Source organism: Streptomyces sp. NPDC057623, assembly GCF_042800355.1.
In the GTDB taxonomy this organism is placed as follows: domain Bacteria; phylum Actinomycetota; class Actinomycetes; order Streptomycetales; family Streptomycetaceae; genus Streptomyces.
In genome coordinates this window covers 295,460-317,408 of record NZ_JBHVGZ010000005.1, presented here as the reverse complement: position 1 = coordinate 317,408, position 21,949 = coordinate 295,460, and the positions used below count along the sequence as shown (strand labels likewise).

The 21,949-nt window shown below is 72.6% G+C and carries 16 protein-coding genes and 1 pseudogene; 7 read left to right on the top strand and 10 right to left on the bottom strand.

Features of this window, described 5'->3' with window-relative positions:
• Nucleotides 1-4,132 (bottom strand): beta-ketoacyl synthase N-terminal-like domain-containing protein (locus ACFU95_RS08555; RefSeq protein WP_383823641.1); only part of this gene is annotated, 4,132 nt, incomplete at its 3' end.
• 280 nt (nt 4,133-4,412) lie between these two features.
• Between ACFU95_RS08555 and ACFU95_RS08550 the strand changes: the two genes are divergently transcribed.
• Nucleotides 4,413-5,348 (top strand): MerR family transcriptional regulator, encoded by a 936-nt coding sequence (locus tag ACFU95_RS08550; RefSeq protein WP_383823638.1) that lies wholly within the window; start codon nt 4,413-4,415, stop codon nt 5,346-5,348.
• A 360-nt stretch (nt 5,349-5,708) separates the two neighbouring features.
• On the opposite strand, the gene ACFU95_RS08545 is transcribed toward ACFU95_RS08550, so the two are convergent.
• From ACFU95_RS08545 to ACFU95_RS08530, 4 genes are read right to left on the bottom strand one after another with little or no spacing between them, the layout of a single operon-like run.
• Nucleotides 5,709-6,734, bottom strand: a complete 1,026-nt coding sequence (locus ACFU95_RS08545) for a 3-dehydroquinate synthase family protein (RefSeq protein ID WP_383823636.1) — start codon at nt 6,732-6,734, stop codon at nt 5,709-5,711.
• Nucleotides 6,731-7,405 (bottom strand): HAD-IA family hydrolase, encoded by a 675-nt coding sequence (locus ACFU95_RS08540; protein ID WP_383823673.1) that lies wholly within the window; start codon nt 7,403-7,405, stop codon nt 6,731-6,733. The genes ACFU95_RS08545 and ACFU95_RS08540 overlap by 4 nt, the downstream gene beginning before the upstream one ends.
• A complete protein-coding gene (locus ACFU95_RS08535) occupies nt 7,405-8,511 on the bottom strand; it encodes a Gfo/Idh/MocA family protein (protein ID WP_383823634.1) in 1,107 nt (368 codons plus the stop codon). The genes ACFU95_RS08540 and ACFU95_RS08535 overlap by 1 nt, the downstream gene beginning before the upstream one ends.
• The gene (locus ACFU95_RS08530; RefSeq protein WP_383823631.1) at nt 8,508-9,674 is read right to left on the bottom strand and encodes a DegT/DnrJ/EryC1/StrS family aminotransferase; all 1,167 of its coding nucleotides are present in this window, start codon (nt 9,672-9,674) and stop codon (nt 8,508-8,510) included. The genes ACFU95_RS08535 and ACFU95_RS08530 overlap by 4 nt, the downstream gene beginning before the upstream one ends.
• Before the next feature lie 169 nt (nt 9,675-9,843).
• Here ACFU95_RS08530 and ACFU95_RS08525 point away from each other — a divergent pair, with 169 nt between their 5' ends.
• The 3 genes from ACFU95_RS08525 to ACFU95_RS08515 are packed head-to-tail and all read left to right on the top strand — an operon-like array spanning nt 9,844 to nt 12,810.
• Nucleotides 9,844-10,287, top strand: coding sequence for a type II 3-dehydroquinate dehydratase (locus ACFU95_RS08525; RefSeq protein WP_383823629.1), 444 nt, complete (start codon nt 9,844-9,846; stop codon nt 10,285-10,287).
• Nucleotides 10,284-11,918: a bifunctional 3-(3-hydroxy-phenyl)propionate/3-hydroxycinnamic acid hydroxylase gene (locus ACFU95_RS08520; protein WP_383823627.1), complete on the top strand. Its 1,635-nt coding sequence runs from the start codon at nt 10,284-10,286 to the stop codon at nt 11,916-11,918. Before ACFU95_RS08525 ends, ACFU95_RS08520 begins: the two co-directional genes overlap by 4 nt.
• Nucleotides 11,842-12,810: an ROK family protein gene (locus tag ACFU95_RS08515; protein WP_383823624.1), complete on the top strand. Its 969-nt coding sequence runs from the start codon at nt 11,842-11,844 to the stop codon at nt 12,808-12,810. The genes ACFU95_RS08520 and ACFU95_RS08515 overlap by 77 nt, the downstream gene beginning before the upstream one ends.
• Nucleotides 12,811-12,838: 28 nt before the next feature.
• Here the strand turns inward: ACFU95_RS08515 and ACFU95_RS08510 are convergent, their stop codons facing one another.
• From ACFU95_RS08510 to ACFU95_RS08490, 5 genes are all read right to left on the bottom strand, one after another.
• Nucleotides 12,839-13,468, bottom strand: a complete 630-nt coding sequence (locus ACFU95_RS08510; RefSeq protein WP_383823621.1) for a malonic semialdehyde reductase — start codon at nt 13,466-13,468, stop codon at nt 12,839-12,841.
• A gap of 74 nt (nt 13,469-13,542) precedes the next feature.
• Nucleotides 13,543-14,403: a shikimate dehydrogenase family protein gene (locus ACFU95_RS08505; RefSeq protein ID WP_383823618.1), complete on the bottom strand. Its 861-nt coding sequence runs from the start codon at nt 14,401-14,403 to the stop codon at nt 13,543-13,545.
• Entirely contained in the window at nt 14,400-15,221 is an 822-nt protein-coding gene (locus ACFU95_RS08500) for a thioesterase II family protein (protein ID WP_383823616.1), read from the bottom strand. Before ACFU95_RS08500 ends, ACFU95_RS08505 begins: the two co-directional genes overlap by 4 nt.
• 66 nt (nt 15,222-15,287) lie before the next feature.
• Nucleotides 15,288-18,110, bottom strand: a complete 2,823-nt coding sequence (locus tag ACFU95_RS08495; protein ID WP_383823613.1) for a LuxR C-terminal-related transcriptional regulator — start codon at nt 18,108-18,110, stop codon at nt 15,288-15,290.
• A gap of 448 nt (nt 18,111-18,558) precedes the next feature.
• Nucleotides 18,559-18,759, bottom strand: a complete 201-nt coding sequence (locus ACFU95_RS08490; protein WP_383823611.1) for a hypothetical protein — start codon at nt 18,757-18,759, stop codon at nt 18,559-18,561.
• Nucleotides 18,760-18,936: 177 nt separating this feature from the next.
• Here ACFU95_RS08490 and ACFU95_RS08485 point away from each other — a divergent pair, with 177 nt between their 5' ends.
• The 3 genes and pseudogenes from ACFU95_RS08485 to ACFU95_RS08475 form a co-directional block, all read left to right on the top strand.
• Nucleotides 18,937-20,181, top strand: coding sequence for a sensor histidine kinase (locus ACFU95_RS08485; protein ID WP_383823608.1), 1,245 nt, complete (start codon nt 18,937-18,939; stop codon nt 20,179-20,181).
• Nucleotides 20,182-20,314: 133 nt separating this feature from the next.
• Nucleotides 20,315-20,995: a response regulator gene (locus tag ACFU95_RS08480; RefSeq protein ID WP_383823606.1), complete on the top strand. Its 681-nt coding sequence runs from the start codon at nt 20,315-20,317 to the stop codon at nt 20,993-20,995.
• Between the two features lie 44 nt (nt 20,996-21,039).
• A pseudogene (locus ACFU95_RS08475) lies at nt 21,040-21,831 on the top strand (cytochrome P450); the annotation flags it as partial.
• Between the last annotated feature and the right edge of the window lie 118 nt (nt 21,832-21,949).

The window sequence follows — 21,949 nt, the reverse complement described above, 5'->3', positions numbered from 1 at the left end:
GGTCCCCGAGTGTCGTTCCGGTGCCGTGTGCCTCTACGGCGTCCACGTCCGCGCCGGTCAGCCCGGCACTCGCCAACGCCCGCCGGATCACCCGCTGCTGGGAGGGGCCGTTGGGTGCGGTCAGGCCGTTGGAGGCGCCGTCCTGGTTGACGGCCGAACCCCGCACCACACCCAGGATCCGACGCCCGTTGCGCACCGCGTCCGACAGTCGCTCCAGCACCAGCACACCGGCGCCCTCGGCCCACCCGGTGCCGTCGGCCGCCCCCGCGAACGCCTTGCAGCGGCCGTCGGGAGACAGACCGCGTTGCCGGGAGAAGCCCACGAAGGCGTCCGGCGTGGTCATCACCGTCACACCACCGGCGAGGGCGAGGGAGGACTCGCCCGAGCGCAGCGACTGTGCGGCCCAGTGCAGGGCGACCAGGGAGGAGGAGCAGGCCGTGTCGAGTGTGACCGCCGGGCCCTCCAGGCCCAGGAAGTACGAGACCCGGCCCGACAGCACGCTCTCGGCGCCGCCCGTCAGAAGGTAGGCCTCGACACCTTCCGCGGTGTGTGCCGCGCCCGGCGCGTAGTCCTGGTGCATGGCGCCGGTGAAGACGCCGACGGGTTGTTCGCGCAGGGCGGCGGGGTCGATGGCGGCCCGTTCCAGGGCCTCCCAGGAGATCTCCAGCATCAGCCGCTGCTGCGGGTCCATCGCGAGCGCCTCACGTGGCGAGATGCCGAAGAAGGCCGCGTCGAACCGGTCGGCGTCGCGCAGGAACCCGCCCTCGCGGGTGTGGCTGGTGCCGGGGCGGTCAGGGTCCGGGTGGAACAGGGTGTCGAGGTTCCAGCCCCGGTCCTTGGGGAACTCCGTGACGGCGTCGGACTCGTCGGCGAGCAGACGCCACAGCTCCTCGGGCGAGGACACGTCACCGGGGTAGCGGCAGGCCATGCCCACGATCGCGATCGGCTCGGCAGGCTGTGCGGCGCGCAGGACCGGCTGCCGGCGCTCCTCACCGGTCCCGTACAGCTCTCGGTGGAGCCGGCGCCCGAGGGCCCGCGGGGTCGGGTGGTCGAACGCCGAGGTGGGCGGCAGCCGTAGACCGGTCGCCTCGGACAGCAGGTTGCGCAGCTGTACGGCGTTGGCGGAGGTGAAGCCGAGTTCCCGGAAGGCACGGTCGGACGCGATCGTGTCCGTCGGCACGGCGAGCAGTTCCGCGGCCTTTTCCCGGACCAGGTCGACCAGGTGTCGTTCCCGGTCCCGCTCGGGCAGGCGGCCCCAGTCACCGTGGGCCGCTGTGGGGGCCTCGGTGCCGTGAGCCGTCGGCGTCGGCGTAGAGCCCGGGCGGTCCATGTGGGTGTCGTCGAGGACGGAGGCGAGTTCGGTGTCGTAGTCGGACGTGCTCCGCACCATGCTCAGCTGTGGGTGGTCCACGGTGAGCGCGGCGTCGAAGGCGGCGAGTTCGCGACGGCGGTCCGGTGCGGAGAGGACTTCGTCCGCGTCCCAGCCCAGGGAATGAGCCGGGACGCCGAGGGCCCGCAGATGGTGGGCGAAGGCGTCGAGGAACGCGGCGTACGCGGCGGTGTGCGGGTCCTCCCGGCCGGTGACGGCCGCGGTGGAGGAACACAGCACGAAGCAGGACGGGGCTGAGGCGTGTGTCAGCTCGTGGAGGTTGCGCAGTCCGGTGATCAGAGGTGCGAGCATGTCCGGGCGGGCTTCGGGACCGGCTCCGTACACCACCGCCCGGATCGGGCCGGGGGCCTTCGCCAGGGCCGTCCGCAGCCCGGCGCGGTCGGCGAGATCGCACTCGGTGAGCACCACGTTCGCGCCGGCCGCCACGAGCCGGTCACGGCACTCGGCGGCCAGAGCGCCGTCGCCGGGGGCGGCGATCAGCAGCAGTCGGCCGACGCCGTAGGTGTCGACCAGGTGCTGGGCGAGGGCCGAGCCGCGCGGTGCCCCCGCCCCGGTGACGACGACCGTACCGTCACTGTCGGCGTCGGCGAACGCGGTGGCCGCGTCCCGCGCGGGGTCCATGGCGACGCGGACCAGACGGGGCAGCAGGACGCGGCCGGACCGTACGGCGAAGTGGGACTCCTCGGTGGCCAGGGCGGCCAGCAGGGCCTCGGCGCAAGGACCTTCGTCGAGATCGGCGACCACCAGTCGCCCGGTGTGCGTGTTGCCCAGAGACCTCAGCAGTCCCCACAACGGGGCTCGTTCCGGCGCGTCCGCCCGGTCCTCGGGGCCGGTGACCACGGCGTTGCGCGTCGTCACCAGCAGGCGGGAGCCCGCCAGACGGCCGTCGGCCAGGCAGTTCTCCGCCCAGGCGGCGCAGCGGTCCACGCCCGCCCGGACCAGCTCGGCGTCGGTGGCCCCGGCCGGTGCGGCGAGGACGGTCACCTGGGGCACGGGTTCGCCGGCCGCCAGTCCGGCGCTCAGGGCACCCGGGTCGGCGTAGGCGCGGACCTCGGCTCCGGCGGCCTCCAGGTCCTCGGCCAGGGCGGCGGTCTCCTCGCCGACCACGGCCCACACGGCGGAGCCAGACGGAGCGGGGGCCGCCGGCCGGGGCACCCAGTCGACGCGGCGCAGCGACTCCTGGTCGGTGTCCCCGACGGCCCGCAGCCGGGCGGGCACGTCGAGCAGTTGCAGCCGGGTGACCTTGCCCGAGGCGGTCCTCGGGACATCGCCTATCTCGTACAGCTCGGCGGGCACCTTGAAGGACGACATGCGCTCCCGGCACACCGCGAGCGCCTGAGCCGGGTCGAACCCCTCGGGGCCGGGCACCACGAAGGCGACCGGTACCTCGCCGAGGACCTCGTGCGGGCGGCCGGCGACGGCGGCGTCGGCCACGCCGGGCACCGTCTTCAGGACGTCCTCCACCTCGACCGGGTGGATGTTCTCGCCCGCGCGGATGACGAGTTCCTTGATCCGCCCGGTGACCGTGAAGTACCCGGCGTCGTCGCGGCGGGCGAGGTCGCCGGTGCGGTACCAGCCGTCCTTCATCGCCTCGGCCGTGGCCTCCGGCTGGTTGTAGTAGCCGGCCATGACGCTCGGCCCGCGCACCCAGACCTCGCCCTCCGCGCCGTCGGGCACGTCCCTACCGGTCTCGGGGTCGACGAGGCGGACACCGAGGCCGACCACGGGCAGGCCGCAGGAGCCCTCGACCCGGGTCCCGGTGGGCCAGTTGACGGTGATCGAGCCGCAGGTCTCGGTGCTGCCGTAGGCGTCGATGAGGGGCGCGCCGAACACCTCCTCGACGGAGTTGCGCAGCGCGGCCGTGGTGATGGCGCCGCCGACCAGGCCGATGCGCAGGCCCGACGGCGTGAAGTCGCGCGAGCGGGCCTCGCGGACGAGGTGGTGGTACATCGTGGGGACACCGGCGACGACGGTGAAGTCCTCGTTCTCCCAGATGTCCAGGACGTCCTGCGGGGAGAGGCCGTCCACGATCCGGGCGCCGGCGCCGACGGCCGTCACCGACAGGACGCAGGCGATGTGGGAGAGGCTGTGGAACAGCGGCAGCGGCCACAGCACCCGGTCCTCGGGCGACAGTTCGAGCACCGGCGCGTAGCAGGCCGCCACCGACCACAGGCAGTTGCGGGTGGTGGACAGCACGCCCTTCGGGCGGCCCGTGGTGCCGGACGTGTAGAGCATCCAGGCGATCTCGTCCAGGCCGAGGTTGTCGTACGCCGGCGCGGTGGGTTCCGAGGCCGCCAGCGACTCGTACGCCAGGAAGCCCGCCGGCACCGGGTCGTCGCCGACCACGAGGACGGTCAGCGGGGGCAGCGACGGCTGCAAGCGGCGTACCTGGTCGAGGTGGTAGGCATCGGTGACGAGGACCCTGGCGCCGCTGTCCTGGAGCAGGTACGCGAGTTCCGCGTCGGTGGAGCGCGGGTTGAGGGGGACGCCGATCGCGCCGGAGCGGGCGATGGCGAAGTAGCTCTCCACCATCTCCACCCGGTTGCCGAGCAGCATGGCCGCGCGGTCACCGGGATGCACCCGCAGGTCCGAGAGGTGTCCGGCGAGCCGCCGGGAACGGGTTTCGAGAGCCTCGTAGCTGAGTGAACGACGGTCGTCGCGGAACGCTACGTTCCGGCCATGTCGTTCGCTCTGCGTCCGAAGGAGATCGTGCAGTGGGCGCACCAAATCCGCACGCAACATCCCCGTTCACCCCCGTGTTCGATGGCATTGCTGCGATCAACGATGCTGGTAGGCGCTCTGACGGCGAAACCCCTATTGACCCCTAGGTGAAGGTTTCTTGATCACTAAGGGGGTGGGGTCCGGTGGTCCGGCCGGACACGTGACAGGCTGACGACGACGGACTTCAGCCAATTTCGTCACCGTGTGTGTACAGGGGGGGCGGGGGGCGGGTGTCCGGGCGGGCGGCCGCCTGGGAGGCTCGGCTTGAGTCTCCCCCTGGGGGAGACATGAAGGTGGAGGCATGGACGGCACCACGCTCTACCCGATCGGGGAACTGGCCCGGCGGACCGGGCTCACGGTCAAGGCGATCCGGTTCTACTCCGACCGGGGAATCGTGGTGCCGACCGACCGCAGCCCGGCGGGCTACCGGCTGTACGGGGTCGACGCGATCGCGCGTCTGGAGCTTGTGCGGACCCTGCGCGATCTCGGGGTCGACCTGGCGACGGTGCGCAAGGTCGTCCAGCGTGAGCTCTCGCTCGCCGAGGTCGCCCGTGCGCACGCGGAAGCCCTGGCGGTACAGATCCGCACCCTGCGTCTGAGGCGCGCGGTGCTGACAGCGGTGGCCGAACGCAACCCCACCCCGGAGGAGATGGACCTCATGCACCAACTGGCTCAGCTGTCGGAGCGGGAACGCCGGCGTCTGATCGACGACTTCCTGGACGCCACGTTCGGGGGCGTCGGTGACATCGACTCCGATCTCTCGGCGATCAGCCGCACGATGACCCCCGAGCTGCCGGACAACCCCAGCACCGAGCAGGTCCGGGCGTGGGTGGAGCTGGCCGAGCTGTCCCAGGACCCCGAATTCCGTGCTGTCGTGAGGCGGTTGGCCGAGGACCAGGCGGCCGAGCGCGAGGCCGGCACCACCGGGCCGCAGCCCGACCTCGGGTCACTCGTGCGCGCCGAGGTCGCCCCGGCTCTGGAGGCCGGGATCGACCCGGCCTCACCCAAGGCCGACGCGGTCGTCACCGCGCTCACCGCGCACTACGCCCGCCTCCTCGGCCGCCCCGGCGACCCGCAGCTCCGCCGCCGGCTCCTGGGCCGCCTGGAGGCCGCCAACGACCCGCGCCGCGAGCGCTACTTCACCCTGCTCGCCGTGATCAACGACTGGTCGGTACCGGAGAGCCTCACGGCGGTGCTCGACTGGTCCATCCAGGCGGTGGGAACGCGGATCGGTTGACTCCCTGACGGGGGCCTGCCGCGGGGTGGTCGTGCAACCCTCGGTCGCAGGGGTCTGCGCGGGGCGGCCTTGGAGTCGTCGGGCGGCAGGGCCTGCGGGGGTGGTTTCTGGGGTTGCCGGGCGGCGTGGCTGGCCTGCGGTGGTCCTGGGGTTGCCGGGTCGCTGGGCTGCTCGCGGTGGTCCGGGAGTTGTCGGGCGGTAGGGCTGTCCCGGTGGTCCTGGCGCGGTCGGGTGGCAGGGTTGCCCCAGTGGTCCTGGTGCCGTCGGGCCGCAGGGCCGGCCGGTGGGCCCGAGGGGTTCGGTGGTGGCATGGCTTTGCCCCCGGCGTTCTGGAACCGTCGGGGGCGTGGGCCGGAGGGCTCAGGTGTCTCTCGGCATGGTGGCCAGCGCCTCCTTCACCTCCGTCTCGGCGACGCCGGTCACCAGTTCCGCGCCACGGGGGCCGTCCAGTACGAAGGCGAGGCCGTCGGTGGCCTTCTTGTCCAGCCTCATCAGGGCGATCAGCTCGGGCAGGGCCACACCCGAGGGCAGCGCGGTCGGGAGGCCGTAGTGCCGGACGACGTCCAGATGCTCGGTGACCCGGGCCTCAGGGATGCGCCCGAGCATGCCCGCCAGCCGGCCGGCGAACACCGTGCCGATGGCCACGCCCTCGCCGTGCCGCAGAGCGAAGTCCGTCGCCCGCTCCAGCGCGTGCCCCAGCGTGTGCCCGTAGTTGAGCAGATGCCGCAGCCCGGAGTCCCGTTCGTCCGCCGCGACGACCTCCGCCTTGCGCCGTACGCTCGCCGCGATCTGCTCGGCCAGGCCGAGCCCGCGCAGGTCGCCCGCCCCGATGAAGTGGCAGCGGGCGATCTCTCCGAAGCCGTTGGTCAGCTCCCGGGGCGGCAGCGTGGCCAGGTAGTCGGTGTCGCACAACACGGCCTTCGGCTGCCAGTAGGCACCCACGAGGTTCTTGCCCTCGGGCAGGTTCACCGCCGTCTTGCCTCCCACGCTGGCGTCGACCTGCGCGAGCAGCGTGGTGGGCAGATGGACCACCGCCACCCCCCGGTGATACAGCGCGGCGGCCAGACCCACCGTGTCCGTGGTGGTCCCACCGCCGCAGGCGACCACCACATCCGCCCGGGTGAGTCCGAAATCGGCGAACCGGCGGCAGTGGTCCTCCACGGCCGACAACGACTTGCCGTGCTCGCCGTCCCGCGCCGGCAGGAAGAGCGACGGCACCCCCGGGTCGGGCGTCCACTCACGTGGACGGGCCGAGACGACCGCCGCCCGCCGGGCCCCGAGCCGCGCGACCACCTCCGGCAGCGCGTCCCGCACGCCGGGGCCGATGTGGACGTCGTACGTCCGGTCGCCCAGCGCCACCTCGACGACATGCCGGGCCGGACTCACGCCGTCGCCTCCAGCAGCCAGTCGAGCAGTGCGGCCGGGCTGTCCAGGGCCGCGTCGGGCCGGGCGTCGAGCAGCGGCGCGGGATCGCTCTCGCCCCACAGCGCGGCGACGGCCAGCACCTGGGCGGAGCGCGCGCTGGCGAGGTCGGTCACCGCGTCGCCGATCATCACCGCCTCGTCCGGCCGCGCGCCCAGCAGGTCCAGGGCACGCAGGACGATGTCCGGCGCCGGCTTGGGGTGGTCCACCTCGTCCGAACCGATCACATGGTCGAACAGCGGGAGCACCCCGAGACCCTCCAGCAGGGAACGCGCGCGCGGACCGCTCTTGCCGGTGGCGACGGCACACCCGATGCCCCGCTCCCGCAGCGCTTCCAGCACCTGCGTCACCCCGTCGAAGAGCCGGACACGAGGGGCGAGCCGGTAGCTCTCCCGGACGAACGGGCCCTCCATCTCCAGCGGCAGGCCCATGATCTCCATGATGTCGGGGAAGTAGCGGCCGAGGTGCCGGCTGTACTCCTCGAACGGCGGCTCCCCCTCGCCCACGACCTCCCGGTAGGCCAGCGCGAACGCCTCGCGCATCACGCCGAAGCTGTCCACGAGCACCCCGTCGAGATCGAACACGACGGCCCGCAGCTTGATGTCCGGCACGGCGTGAGCGCCGTCCTCGACCATCAGTTCCCTGTCCACGCGGGCTCCTCCTCGGAGTTCCGCGCGCCGGCCGACGCCTTCCGCGCGGAGTCATAGATGAGTTCGATGGCGCCGATGGTCGTGCGCGCGGCGGCGACCGCCCTGCCCCGCTGCGCGGGATCGGCGACCAGCGCGGCGAGAGCGGCCACCTGACGGTCGTACTCCGTCCCCGGCGGCTCCTCGTCCAGCGGCACGCGCACGACGTCGCCGTCGCGATGCAGCGTCAGCGAGGCCGCGCCCTCACGGTTGGGGCTGAAGCCGAACGTGCACCGCAGTACCGCGGTGCCGGCGGTGCCGTGTATCTCCACCACCGTGGTGTCGTACCTGGCGTGCGAGGCCCAGCTCGCCCGCACCGCCACCGAGACGCCGCTGTCGGTGACCAGCAGCGCGCGTGCGGTGTCCTCCACGTCCCGTGCGCCCGGGTCCGCCGGGCGCGCCTGCTCCTCGCGCCACACCGCCCGCGAGTCGCCGTGCCGGACGAAGTCGTGGCCGAGTACGGCGGCCACCTGGTCGATGCGCACGGGCCCGAGCAGGGGCAGGGCGGTGTCCAGCAGATGCCAGCCGAGGTCCACCAGGGCCCCGCCGCCGGCCGCTTGCCGCCGGGTGAACCAGTCCGTGCCCGGAACGCCCCGGGAACGGACCCAGGCCAGTTCGACGTGGCGGATCCGGCCCAGCGTCGGCAGCAGCTCTTCCAGGGCCCGGACGTCGGCGCGATAGCGGGCGGCGCTCCCGGCCACGAGCACCGCGCCGCCGGCCGCCTCCGCCGCGGCCAGGTCGTCCGCCTCGGCCGTACTGAGGCAGACCGGCTTCTCCAGGAAGACCGGGATGCCGCGGCGCAGCAGGCCGCACGCGACCGGGGCGTGGGCGTGGTTGGGCACGGCGACCACGGCCAGGTCGGCCAGGTCCGGGGTGAGGTCGTCGGGTGACGACAGCGGCCGTGCGTTCCCGGCCTGGGTCGCGCACGACGCGCGGGCGACCGGATCCGGGTCGACCACAGCGGTGACCGTGATGCCGGGATGGCCGACGAGGCGGGGCAGCCAGATGGTCCGGGCCGCCCAGCCCAGTCCGACCACGGCGACGCGCAGGGTCATGACCGTCCCAGCACGTCGGCCACCACGTCGGCGATCGCGTGCATCTGCTCCTCGGTGCCCAGCAGGGTGCGGTGGTGCAACCAGACGCAGTCCCGGGTGAGCGCCTCGCTGTTCGGGCAACGCCGTGCGATGTCCTCGACCCCTTCCTCGGGAGCGGCCATCTCCCAGAAGGCCGCCGTGCGGTACACCGCCCGGAACGCGGCGAACGCGGGCAGGCCCCGCTCGATCAGGGTGTCGACCACGGCGTTGCGCCGTTCCTCGGTGATGCCGGGGATCCGGAACATCGCCATGTAGTGCGGGTTGCGCGTGCAGCGTGCGTCGCCGCCCTGCGGCTCCACGCCCGGGATGCCGGACAGCAGTTCGGCGAGCAGGGGCCAGCGCTGCTCACGGGTCTCGATCTGGCTGTCGAGCCGGGCCAGTTGGGCCCGCAGCACACTGGCGGAGAACTCGTTCATCCGGAAGTTGGAGCCCGAGGTGCGGTGCAGATACGAGCGGTCCGTGCGGGGCCGGCCGCAGCTGTGCCGCAGGAAGGCGAGTTCGTACTGCTCGGCCTCGGGGAAGGTGACCGCGCCGCCCTCGCCGGCGGTCATCAGCTTGCCGTTCTGGAAGCTGAAGGCCGCCACGGAGCCCAGATCGCCCACCCTGCGGCCACGCCACTCGGCACCGTGCGCGTGCGCGGCGTCCTGGAGCAGGCCGACCCCGGAGTCGGCGGACAGCTTCTCCAGCGCGTCCATGTCGGCCACCACCCCGGCCATGTGCACCGGCATGATCGCCCGGGTGCGGTCGGTGACGGCCGCCTCCGTCGCCTGTACGTCGATGCAGTACGTGGTGGGGTCCACGTCCACGGGTACCGCGACGGCACCCAGGCGCTGCGCGGCCTGGGAGGAGGAGATGAAGGTGAACGCGGGCACGATCACTTCCGTCCCCGGCCCCACGCCCATCACCTGGAGGGCGAGTTCCAGGGCATGGGTGCCGCTCGTGACCGCGAGGGCGTGCGGCGCACCGTGATAAGCGGCGAATTCCTCTTCGAAAAGTTCGACCTCCTGGCCGCCGATACGCCACCACTGGCCCTGCTCCAGGGCGCGAATGAGACCGGTCTTTTCTGCATCGTCGTACTGAGGCCATTCCGGGAAATTCAGGTTCCGCTGCACGGTGTCAGTCATGCGGTCATGGTTCACGCGGCCGAATGGCTCCACAACCCCTCAAGCAACCCCCTAATCACCCCTACCTCTCGAACGTGCACGTCGGAGCAGCATTCTGGCATTGCGCGGCCCCGACGCGGCTGGCTAGCATCATGAGTCACTTACCGCTCGAAAAGCATCGAGGTCAGTCTTGAGTGAGCTCCTGTTGTTGAACGGGCCGAACCTTGGAATACTTGGGCGCCGCGAGCCCGAGATATACGGCAGCGAAACTCTTGCGGATATCGAGCAGGCTGTTGCCGAAGAGGTCGCGGAATTCGGCTGGAAGGTCGTGTCCCGGCAGCACGACTGCGAGGGGGAGATGGTCCGGACCGTCCAGGACAGCTATCACGTGGTCGGCGCCATCCTCAATCCGGGCGCCCTCATGATGGCCGGCTGGAGTCTGCGCGACGCGCTCGCCAACTTCCCGCGCCCCTGGATCGAGGTGCACCTGTCGAACGTCTGGGCCCGTGAGCAGTTCCGGCACCAGTCGATCCTCGGCTCCCTGGCCGACGGGGTGATCTTCGGGCTGGGGGCGCAGGGTTACCGGCTCGCCGCCCGGGGCCTCGCCCACCGCACCGGGGCGGCCACCCCGTGAGCGCCGGATCCGCCCAGGGCCGCCCGCCCGGCCCGCGGGGAAGCGGCTCGGACGGGACCGGTCCGGACGTCCTCGTCGTCGGATACGGACCGGTCGGACAGGTGCTGTCGCTCCTCCTGGCCCGGCAGGGCTGGCAGGTGACGGTCGTCGAACGGTGGGAGAGCCCCTACGGGCTGCCCCGGGCGACCGTCTTCGACGGCGAGACCGCCCGCACCCTCGCGGCCCTGGGCCTCGCCCCCGCGTTCGCCGAGATCGGCGAGCCGGTGGACGCCTACGACTGGCGCAACTCCGAGGGCACCCGGCTCGTCCGCATCGACTTCGAGGCCGTCGGCGCCCAGGGCTGGCCGGATGCCACGACGTTCCACCAGCCCGCGCTGGAAGCCGCGTTGACCGACCGGGCCGCACACGTCGACGACCTGCGCGTGCTGCGCGGCCACACAGCCGTCGCGGTGCGCGACGACGGCGAGCAGGTCACCCTGACCACGCGCACCGCGAACGGCGAGGAACGGACCCTCACCGCCTCCTGGCTCGTCGGCTGCGACGGTGCCAACAGCTTCGTCCGCGAGGCCATGGCCGTCGGCGTCACCGATCTCGGCTTCTCCTTCGACTGGCTGCTGTGCGACGTCCTCATGGACGAGCCGCGTGTGTTCACCCCGGCCAACACGCAGATCTGCGACCCGGCCCGGCCGACCACGGCCGTGGGCAGCGGACCCGGGCGCCGGCGCTGGGAGTTCATGCGGCTCCCGCACGAGACCCGCGCCGAGCTCGACACCACCGAGACCGCCTGGCGGCTGCTCGAACGCGTCGACGTGAACCCGAAGAACGCCACCCTCGCCCGGCACGCCGTCTACACCTTCCGCGCGGCCCTGGCCGACCGCTGGCGGAACGGCCGCCTGCTGCTCGCCGGGGACGCCGCCCACTCGATGCCACCGTTCGCCGGTGCCGGTATGTGCTCCGGTATCCGTGACGCGCTCAACCTGGCGTGGAAGCTCGACCTCGTCCTGAAGGGCCGCTGCACGCCGGACCTGCTCGACACCTACGACGTCGAGCGCCGCTCCCATGTGCGCCGTACCGTCGAGATGTCCGTTCAGCTGGGGAAGATCATCTGTGTCACCGACGCGGAGGAGGCGGCCCGCCGGGACACGGCCCTCACCTCGGGCCGCACCCCCGGCCGCCCCGTGGTCCACGCCCTGCGGGACGGGTTCCTGCACCGCACGGTCGGCATGGTCGCCGCACCGCCCACGGGGTCGCTGATCCCCCAGGGCAGGGTGGCCAGGAACGGCGTGAGCGGCCTCTTCGACGAGGTCGTGGGCACCGGGTTCGTCCTCCTCGGCACCGAGGACCCGGCCACCGCCCTGACGGATGCTCAGCGGGCCCTGCTGGAGGGACTCGGCACCCACCTGGTCCACCTGGTGCCCGCCGGCGACCCGGACCCCGCGCCCGGAGCGACCGTCGACCTGGACGACGTCTATCTGCCGTTCTGCGCCTCGGCCCGGGCCAGGTTCCTCCTCGTACGCCCGGACTACCACATCTTCGGCGTGGCCCGCGGAACCCGTGAACTCGGCCAGCTGCTGGAGCAGTTGGGGCGGCAGCTCACCGACGAGGAGGCCGGCCATCCTGCTCGGCGTTGACATCGGCGGCACGAAGGTCGCCCTCCGCGCCGAGGCTCCCGACGGCCGGGCGCACGAGACCACGTTCACCTGGCCCGCCGCAGGCACGCACGCGGCCGACCTCGCGGCCCTGCGCACTCACGCCGAGGCGGTCACGGCCGGTGCCGGACGGGCGCCCACGGCGGTCGGTGTCGCCGTGCCCGCGACGGTGGACGGCGACGGCCGTGTCACCGCCTGGCCGACCCGGCCGCACTGGACCGGCCTCGACCTGGCGGCGGCACTACACGGGATCTTCCCCGCCGCCGAGGTGTGCTGGGCCGACGACGCCGATCTCGCCGCACTCGCGGAGGCGCGGGCGGCGGACTGCGCCGACCTGGTCTACGCGGGAGTGGGCACCGGCATCGGCGGCGGCATCGTCCTGGACGGGCGGATGCTGCCCGGCCCCGGGCGCGGGTCCTGCGAGCTGGGCCACCTGATCGTCGACCGCGACGGCGTGCTCTGCGACTGCGGGCGCCGCGGCTGCGTCCAGGCCGAGGCGTCGGGACCGGCCACCCTGCGCAGGGCGGCGGCCGCGCGCGGCGCTCAGGTGGCCTTCGCGGACCTGCGCGACGGCTTCGCCGAGGGCGCGGCCTGGGCCGTCGGGGCCGTCGACGCCGGGTGCGACGCGCTCGCCGCCGCCCTCGTCGGCGTGGCGGAACTGGTGCGCCCCACGGCCCTCGTCGTCGGCGGCGGCTTCGCCACGGGCATCCCCGGCTACGTGGAGCGGGTCGCCGCACACGCCGCCCGGCTCGCCAGGCCGGGTCATCCGGTGGCACCGGTGCGTCCGGCCCTGCTGGGCGGGCGGTCCTCGCTGTACGGGGCGGTCCTGGCGGCGCGGGACGGACTCGGCGGGGTCCGGCAGCGGCGTCGGTGACGCCCCGGCCGGACCCCTCGGGTCCGGATCAGACCAGCCGTACGGTCTGGCCGTACTCCAGTCGCGGCAGCCGCGAGGACCACGCGTCCTCGGCGGGCTTGCCGATGTTGACCACGAGGATGGAGCGCCAGCGGCCGTCCGGGAAGAACTCCCCGTCCACGCCCTTGGCGTCGAAGCCCTTCATCGGGCCGGCGGCGAGTCCGGCCGCCCGGACCGCCAGCAGGAAGTAGGCGGCCTGAAGCGCCGAGTTGAACGTCGCGTTGTCCTCACGCAGCTCCGGATTGGCCTCGAAGGCCTCCTTCAGCCCCGGGAAGACGGGAAACAGCGTGGGGACGTGCTCGGTGAACTCGCTGTCCAGCGCCAGGACGGCGACGACGGGGGCCGAGGCGGTCTTCGGCCGGTTCGGCGGGTTCAGCAGCGGAAGCAGTCGCTCCTTGGCCTCCGGCGTACGCACGTACAGGATGCGCAGCGGGTTCACGTTGCTCGCGGTCGGCGCCCACTTGAAGAGCTCGAAGATCGCACGCAGCTGGTCGTCGCCGACCGGCTCGTCGGTGAACTTGTAGGCGGTGCGCGCCTCGGTGAACAGCAGTTCCTGTGCTTCGGGGGAGAGCGCGTAGAGGTCCTTCAGCTCGGCGGGCACTGCGGTGTCGGTCGACATCTGCGATCCGTTTCTGTAGCGGGGGGACGGGTGCGGGGAGTGGTGGTCGGACGGGTGGTCGGCGCCGGGGGACGTCACTGCGCCGGCGCCGGAGCCGCGGTCGGTCTTCCGGCGGCGCGGTCGAGTCCGAAGAACTCGCGGTAGAAGTCCAGTTGATGGGCCAGCATGGGGGACCCGTGGTGCACGGTGTGGCCGCGCTCGGCGGCGGCCCGCAGCAGCGCCGTCTCCTCGGGCCGCATGATGATGTCCGCCACCATGGCGCCGGGCGGCAGAGCGGCCACGTCGAAGGGCAGCGGGTCCTCGGGGGACAGGCCGAGCGGTGTGGCGTTCACCGCGAGGTCCGCCTCGGCGAGCCGGGGCGTGGCGCTCCCGGAGATCCGGCCCGGCCAGTGCGCCGTCAGCCGGGGGACCAGCGCGGCGAGTGCGGCCTCGTCGGGGTCGCACAGCCGCAGGTGCGCCACGCCCGCCGCGAGCAGGGACACGGCCACGGCGCTGCCCGCGCCGCCCGCACCGACCAGGGTCACCTGCCGGCCGGCCGGTTCGAACCCACGGGCACGCAGGCCCCGGACGAAGCCCGCGCCGTCGAAGTTGTCGGCGGACCAGCGGCCGTCGGGCTCGCGGCGCAGCGCGTTGGCGCTGCCGGACAGGGTGACCGCCTCGCTCACCGAGTCGGCGTACCGGCACACGTCCCTCTTGTGCGGGACGGTGACCAGCAGCCCGTCCAGGTTGCCGACCCGCTGCAGGCCGCGGACGATCTCGCCGAGGTCCCCGGGTTCGGCCAGCACCGGGAACAGCACGGCGTCCAGGGCGAGTTCGGCGAAGAGCGGGTTGAGCAGCGCGGGCGCCCGCACCTGGGAGACCGGACAGCCGAGCACGGCGTAGAGCCTGGTCGAGCCGCCGATGACCGGCACCGGCGGCGGCGACGGAACCGTCACTCCGTGCCCTCCCCCGCCGAACGGGTGGCTCCCGCGGTCGAGGGCTCGCCGCGCCGCGATCCGGCCCGGCGCGCCAGCCGGTCGGCGATGGCACCGGTCACCTCACCGGGCCGGTCGACGAGATAGAAGTGGCCGCCCGGATAGGTGACGGAGTCGAACGCGGCGGTGGTGTGCTCGCGCCAGGCCTCGACGTCGGCGGTGGTGACCTTGGGGTCGTCCACGCCGTTGAGCGCGGTCACCGGGCAGCTCAGCGGCGGCCCCGGCCGGTACCGGTAGTTCTCCACGAGTTCGTAGTCGGCGCGGAGCACGGGGAGCGCCAGCTCCACCAGGTCCTCGTTGTCGAAGACACGCGGGTCGGTTCCGCCCAGCCGGCGCAGCTGCTGGATCAGGACCGGGTCGGCCGGGCGCTCGGTGAACTCGCGCCGGTGCCGGGAGGGTGCGCCGCGGCCCGACACCAGCAGGGCCACCGGCGCCCGGCCCCGGGCCTCCAGCCGCCGGGCCACCTCGAAACCGACCATGGCCCCCAGACTGTGCCCGAACACCGCGAGATCGCGGTCCGCCCACGGCAGCAGCTCGTCGACGAGGGCGTCGGCGAGCTCCGTCAGGCTCTCCATCGGCGGCTCCCGACGGCGTTCGAGCCGCCCCGGGTACTGCACGGCGAGTACGTCGACCCGCGGGCTCAGCGTCCTGGCAACCCCGCTGTAGAACGCCGCCGAGCCGCCCGCGTGCGGCAGGCACACAAGCCGGACCGGCGCGTCGGGCGCGGGCGCGTAGCGGCGTATCCACGGCGAGCTGGGAGAGGTGCGGGGCCCGGCCATGCCGCTCCTTGAGTCGTCGGTCACGAGGCCGCCCTCTGTCCGCAACAGGTCACGTGTTTCCTCCCCCTAGGCCGTCTCGAGCTGGCACGGCAGATCCTGACGACGCTTCACCTTGAGCTTGCGGAACACACGGGTGAGGTGCTGCTCCACCGTACTGGTCGTGATGAACAACTGATCGGCGATCTCCTGGTTGGTGTAGCCCTCGCCGGCCAGTGAGGCGACGCGCTGCTCCTGCTCGGAGAGCGCGGACATGGTCCGCCGGTCGTCCTTGACGGGCGGCGTCGCGCGCCCGTCGGCGGGCTTGTAGGCGATCTCCTCGCACAGTGCCTCCGCACCGCACGCCTTCGCCATGTGCCACGCCTTGCGCGCGACCCGTCGGGCCGTACGGTGATCGCCCGCCTCCTTGTGGGCGAGACACAGGTCGGCCAGCGCGAGCGCGAGCCCGAACCTGTCGCCGCACTCCTTGAAGACCTCCACGGCCTCGCTCAGCAGCCGGGGCCGTTCGGCACCCGCCGCTCCGGCGGCCATGAGCCGCAGACTGAGCCCCCGTGCCCGCGAGCCGCCGGCGGGCAGCCTGCTGAGTTCGTCCCGGAGCAGCAGCCGGGCCTGGTCCTGCTTGCCGAGGGCCAGCCACGCCTCCGCGGCGCCGGTGCGCCAGGGGACCGGGCCCGTGCCCTGGACGGCCCACTTGTGCATGAGCTTGCCGCAGGACAGGAAGTCCGCCAGCGCGGACTGGGCCTGACCGGTCGCCAGCCTGTGGTGGCCACGCGCGTAGAGGTAGTGCAGTCCGTAGCGGCTCTGGAGCATCGTCTCGGAAGGAGGCTGGGCGAGATGGGCCGCGGCCCGGTCCAGCCGGCCCATCCGGACGTTCGCCAGGACCAGACAGCCCTTCAGCAACCCCAGTGCCGTACCCCAGCTGCCGGCCGGCATCCGTCCCAGGGCCTCCTCGGCCCGTTCGGCGGCGGCCTGCAACTCGCCGCCGCGCAGCAGGATCTCCGCCTGGACGGCGGTGAACACCGCGAGCCAGGTGGCGCTGCCACGGGTGCGCGCGTCGTCCAGCAGCCGCACGCACCAGTCCGCCGCCTCCTCCAGCTGGTCCGTGTACACCAGGCAGAGCAGGGCCAGCAGCGCGACCTCCCCGCTCCACAGCGAGTCGGTGTCGGGCCGGGCGGTGTTGAGGGCCTGCTCCGCGCGGTCTCGGATGGTGGCGGCGTGCCCCCGGATCAGCGCGTCGGCCAGCTCCGCGGCGGCCGTCTGCGGATTCGGCCGCGGCGCATCGCCGCCCGTCCCGAGGCCGCGCGCCGTGGGCCGGCGTTCCCCGGAGTACGCGGGGTACATCGACGTCAGCCAGAAGCGCAGGTCCTGCAAGGCGGACGCCTCGTGGCCGTGCCGTGCCGTCCTGCGGTCGCGGACCTCGGACAGGACCCGGCTCGCGGTACCCAGGTCGCCGTGCCAGGCCAGGGCCCACACCAGGTCCGCCAGATCCTGCGTGCCGAGGTGTCCGGCCGCGGCGTCGGCCGTCAGGGACGCGAGGTGGGGGACCGCGGAGGCCGGCTCCACCTGCCACTTCAGCCGGCTGATCCGGGCCCGTACCGCCGCGCTCAGGGGCGGGGACGCGCAGGTCTGCTCGGCGAGTTCCAGATGGGCCACGGCCTCTCGGATGCGGTTGGCGCGCAGGCAGTGCAGCGCCGCGTCCCGCAGGACGTCCCCGGCCCACGGCGACCCTGTGGACTCGGCGTTCAGCAGCTGCCCGGCCACCTCGACCGTCGGTGCCTTCTCGCGGTACAGCAACTCGGCGGCGCGGCCGTGGAGTTCCGCGCGCTCCTGGGCCGGCATGGCGTCCAGCACGTCGGCCGCCGCCATGGCGTGGCGGAACGCCCTGGCGTCGAGCAGCCCGGCGCTGTCGAGGGAGCGCAGCACGCGGTCCGCCTCGGCGGCCGCGACGCCCGCCAGCCGGGCCAGGGCCGGTGCCGGGGCGCCGTCTCCGAGCACCGCGAGGGCGCGTACGACGGCGATGGCGGTGGGCTCGCAGTGGAACAGGCTGCTCAGCAGGGCCCTTCCGTAGCCCTGGGGGAAGGGTCCGAGCCCGGCCCGGTGATCACCGATCAGGTTCTGCAGGACGAGCGGGTTGCCGCCGCTGACCGAGGAAAACCGGTGGGCGAACTCCTTCGCGAACCTGCCGCCGAGTTCCTGGGAGATCAGCCGAGAGGTGCCCTCAGGGGTCAGCGGTCCGAGTTCGATCCGGTGCAGGTTGGGCTGCTGGAGCAGCTCGGAGCGCAGCAGGGCACTGGTGGGCCGCCTGCCGACGTCGTCCGTGAGCGCGACCAGCGAGCACGAGTCCCGCAGCCGGGGCAGGAGGTAGAGCAGACCGCACAGCGAGTGGGTGTCGACGTGGTGGAGGTTGTCGATGCCGATCACCAGCCGGCTGTGCTCGGTCAGGTCGACCAGGAGCCGGAAGATCCTCTGCAGCGCGCCGAACGTCTCGACCGAGAAGGATCCCGCCGCGGGGTCCGACCTCGCCTCGCGCAGCGTCATGGCGGTGAGGACGTCGTCCAGCTCGTCCCGGACGGAGTTGGGCACCTGGGTGGTCTGGAAGAACTGCCGCAGGACACCGAAGGGCAACTGCCGTTCCTGGCGAGAGGCGGACGCCCGCAGGACCAGGGTGCGCGGATCGTCGATGGACTCGAGGAAACCGTGCAGGAGCCTGCTCTTGCCCACCGCCAAAGGACCGTGGACCACGGCGACACGGCCCCTCCCCGCGGCCGTGTCGGTGAGCAGCCGGCGCAGCGTGGCTATGGAATCCTCACGCTCGACCAACAGGCCCAGTTCACCGGGTGTCCGACTGTTGAGGGCAAGGGCGGACGGCTGCTGTGTCGAAATGGTTTGCACATCAAGGGTTGTCGCCTTCATGCAGCTCCTAGAAGCGCGCCGTCGGAGTCTCCTCGAACTTCGACGCTACCTGACCGGGGGTCTGGTTCCAGTCAGCAACATCACGTTGTCCGGCCGGAGTTGATGTGCGCTGAGTGTCATGCACAAAGAGATCGCGCATGCTCAAAAAGGTGCACTCGGTGCGAAAATGAACCCTCCGGCGAGCCGTGCGGCTGCGTTGTGTGATGACGCTCTCACTCTGTGGTGACGACCTTCGGTCAATTCGATGCGTTGTGGAATTTGATGTTCCTGCAAAGGTTTCCGGAATCCCGTATTCCCTTGGGCGGGCCGGGGATTGCACCCCGGAAATATCCGGCGGGGATCAGTACGACGTGCTTTTGCGGGCACCGCGGTCAATTCCTTGCACAGTGCGCGGGTCACGTGCGGGAAGGAATCGCTTTCTGTCCGGTCAGCCGGACTTCCGGCTCCCGGCTGCCGCGAACAGCGCGACCGCCAGCACGAGCAGCGCGACGCTCGCGTAGAGCCCGTAGCCGTCGAGGAAGCCGATCCGCTGGACGAGACCCCAGTCCCAGTCGGTGAACTCGGTCAGCAGACCCGCGACGCCCTGCGCCAGGGCGATGACTCCGAGGAACTCCAGCAACTGCTTCATGCCACGACTCTCGCCCCGCGGGCCCCCGCGCGCATCGGTCGTGGGGCGTGCCACGGCCGACGGAAGTCCACGTTCCGGGTGGCCCGCCGCGCCGAAAGTGTGCGATGGCGCGACTTTGGTCGGCGATCGTGTCGCAGGAGGCGCGCCGGAGGCCCCCGCTGCGTAGATTTGTCGATCGTGAGTGGTGACAAGTCGGAGCACGCACCGCAGGCGTTCACGGTGCGGCGCTGGCTGCTGCCCTCGGCCCTGGTGAAGGAGTTCGACCTCGAACCCGGCCGCTCCGGGCGGCCCCGGCGTACCGCGCGGGACTGGGTGGTCGACTTCTTCTGCTTCCTTCTGGCGGTGTTCATCGGTCTGCTGACCGCGGACACGGTGGCGAAGGAGAGCATCCCGGCCGGCGTCGCCGCCGTCGACCAGGTCCTCGGCGCGCTCGCCTGTGCCGCGGTGTGGCTGCGGCGCCGCTGGCCGGTCGGGCTCGCCATCGCCATGGTCCCGGTCTGCTTCGTGTCGAGCACGGCGGGCGGCGCGGGCGTGGTCGTCTTCTTCACCCTCGCCGTCCACCGGCCCTTCCGGTACGTGGCCTGGGTGGGCGGGGCGTCCCTGGCGCTGACCCCGCTGTACTTCTGGCTGCGTCCCGACCCCGACATCTCCTACGGCTGGGCGCTCCTCTTCGCCGCGCTGCTGTCCGGCACGACCGTCGGCTGGGGCATGTTCGTACGGTCCAAGCGGCAGCTCATGCTGAGTCTGCGCGACCGCGCCCGGCGCGCCGAGACGGAAGCGCGGCTGCGTGCCGAGCAGGCCCAGCGCCTCGCCCGCGAGGCCATCGCCCGGGAGATGCACGACGTCCTCGCCCACCGGCTGACACTGCTCAGCGTGCACGCGGGCGCACTGGAGTTCCGGCCCGACGCGCCCCGCGCCGAGATCGCGCGGGCGGCGGGCGTGATCCGGGAGAGCGCCCACGAGGCCCTCCAGGATCTGCGGGAGATCATCGGCGTGCTGCGGGCGGGCGAGTCCGACGACGCCGGCCGCCCCCAGCCGACCCTCGCGGCGCTGGAGGCACTGGTCACGGAGTCCCGCGAGGCCGGCATGAAGGTCATCCTCGACCAGCGCGTCACCGACCCCGCCGCCGTCCCGGCCTCCGTCGGCCGCACCGCCTACCGCATCGTCCAGGAGGGCCTCACCAACGCCCGCAAACACGCGCCCGGCACAGAGGTCACGGTGACGGTGACGGGTGCTCCGGGCGAGGGCCTGTCCGTGTCGGTGCGCAATCCCGCGCCCGAGGGCGAGGTGCCCCACGTTCCCGGCTCGGGACAGGGCCTGATCGGCCTGACGGAACGGGCGACGCTGACCGGCGGCCGGCTGGAGCACGGTCCGGTCCCGGACGGGGGGTTCGACGTGCGGGCCTGGTTGCCGTGGGGGTGACTCCCCTCGCACCGGGCGTGGGGTGCTCAACGGACGCCCCGGCGTGCCCTGTTGCGGGCCGCGCGGTGTTCCTTACGGGCACTCCACGCCGTCCGGCCCCGCCACGGCGCGCAACCGTGATTACGTGAGGTACATGACTGCGATCAGACTCCTCCTCGTCGACGACGACCCGTTGGTCAGGGCCGGGCTGTCCTTCATGATGGGCGGCGCCGACGACATCGAGATCGTCGGCGAGGCGGCCGACGGTGCCGAGGTCGAGACGCTGGTCGACCGCACCCTGCCGGACGTGGTCCTGATGGACATCCGGATGCCGTCGGTCGACGGCCTCACCGCCACCGAGCGGCTGCGCGGCAGGAAGGACGCCCCGCAGGTGGTGGTGCTGACCACCTTCCACGCCGACGAGCAGGTGCTGCGCGCCCTGCGGGCCGGGGCCGCGGGGTTCGTGCTCAAGGACACCCCGCCCGCCGAGATCGTCGAGGCGGTGCGCCGGGTCGCGGCCGGCGACCCCGTCCTGTCGCCGACCGTGACCCGGCAGCTGATGGACCACGCCGCGGGCGCCGCCGCCGACACCCGCCGCGCACGCGCGCGTGAGCGGCTCACCGCCCTCAACGACCGCGAGCGCGAGGTCGCCGTAGCCGTGGGCCGGGGCCTGGCCAACGCCGAGATCGCGGGGGAGCTCTTCATGAGCGTGGCCACCGTCAAGACCCATGTCTCCCGCGTCCTGGCCAAGCTCGACCTCAACAACCGTGTGCAGATCGCCCTGTTGGCGTACGACGCGGGACTTCTGGAGGAACTGGAGGGGGACGGGCACTAGCCGGTGCTCCCGCGCGTTGTCGAGGTGGTGGGAGGGGGAGCGTCATGGCAGAAGTGATCGACCTGGGGGAGTTCGGAGAGGGGTTCCGCACCGACCCGCACCCTGTGTACGCGCGCCTGCGTGAGCACGGCCCGGTGCACCGGGTGCGCCTGCCGGTGCCGGACGAGCACCACGAGACGTGGCTCGTCGTCGGGTACGAGGAGGCGCGCGCGGCGCTCGCCGACCCGCGGCTGGCCAAGGACGGCAGCAGGATCGGCGTGACATTCCTCGACGAGCAGCTGATCGGGAAGTATCTGCTGGTCGCCGACCCGCCCCAGCACACCCGGCTGCGCGGCCTCATCACGCGCGCGTTCACGATGCGCCGCGTCGAGCAACTCCGGCCGAGAATCCGGCAGATCGCCGACGACCTGCTGGACGCGACGCTGCCGCAGGGCCGGGCCGACCTCGTCGACTCGCTCGCCTACCCCCTGCCGATCACCGTGATCTGCGAACTGCTCGGCGTGCCCGAGATGGACCGCACGGAGTTCCGCAAACTGTCCTCGGAGGCCGTCGCGCCGACCAGCGCGCAGAGCGAGTACGACGCCTTCGCGAGCCTCGCCGAGTACCTCACCGGACTCATCGAGGACAAGCGCCGCACCGGGCCGGGAGCCGACCTGCTCAGCGACCTGATCCGCACCACCGCCGAGGACGGCGACCGGCTGTCGCCGGAGGAACTGCGGGGCATGGCCTTCATCCTGCTCGTCGCGGGCCACGAGACCACGGTCAACCTCATCACCAACGCCGTCCACGCCCTGCTCACGCACCCGGACCAACTGGCCGCCCTGCGCGCCGACATGACCCTAGGGCCTGTCTGACAATTCCCGCCTGCCCCGCGGCGCATGGGAACCCAACCCTCCCCCCTTTCCTACCACCCACCCTCGTTCCCCCCCCAAAGGCCCTTCGGTACCCTTTCCC

Bases quoted from the DNA above. Each gene is read 5' to 3' on its own strand.
- ACFU95_RS08510 (WP_383823621.1), bottom strand. From the start codon at position 13,468: ATGTCGACCGACACCGCAGTGCCCGCCGAGCTGAAGGACCTCTACGCG.
- ACFU95_RS08550 (WP_383823638.1), top strand. From the start codon at position 4,413: ATGGACGGCACCACGCTCTACCCGATCGGGGAACTGGCCCGGCGGACC.
- ACFU95_RS08535 (WP_383823634.1), bottom strand. From the start codon at position 8,511: ATGACCCTGCGCGTCGCCGTGGTCGGACTGGGCTGGGCGGCCCGGACC.
- ACFU95_RS08540 (WP_383823673.1), bottom strand. From the start codon at position 7,405: ATGGTCGAGGACGGCGCTCACGCCGTGCCGGACATCAAGCTGCGGGCC.
- ACFU95_RS08490 (WP_383823611.1), bottom strand. From the start codon at position 18,759: ATGAAGCAGTTGCTGGAGTTCCTCGGAGTCATCGCCCTGGCGCAGGGC.
- ACFU95_RS08480 (WP_383823606.1), top strand. From the start codon at position 20,315: ATGACTGCGATCAGACTCCTCCTCGTCGACGACGACCCGTTGGTCAGG.
- ACFU95_RS08530 (WP_383823631.1), bottom strand. From the start codon at position 9,674: ATGACTGACACCGTGCAGCGGAACCTGAATTTCCCGGAATGGCCTCAG.
- ACFU95_RS08500 (WP_383823616.1), bottom strand. From the start codon at position 15,221: ATGGCCGGGCCCCGCACCTCTCCCAGCTCGCCGTGGATACGCCGCTAC.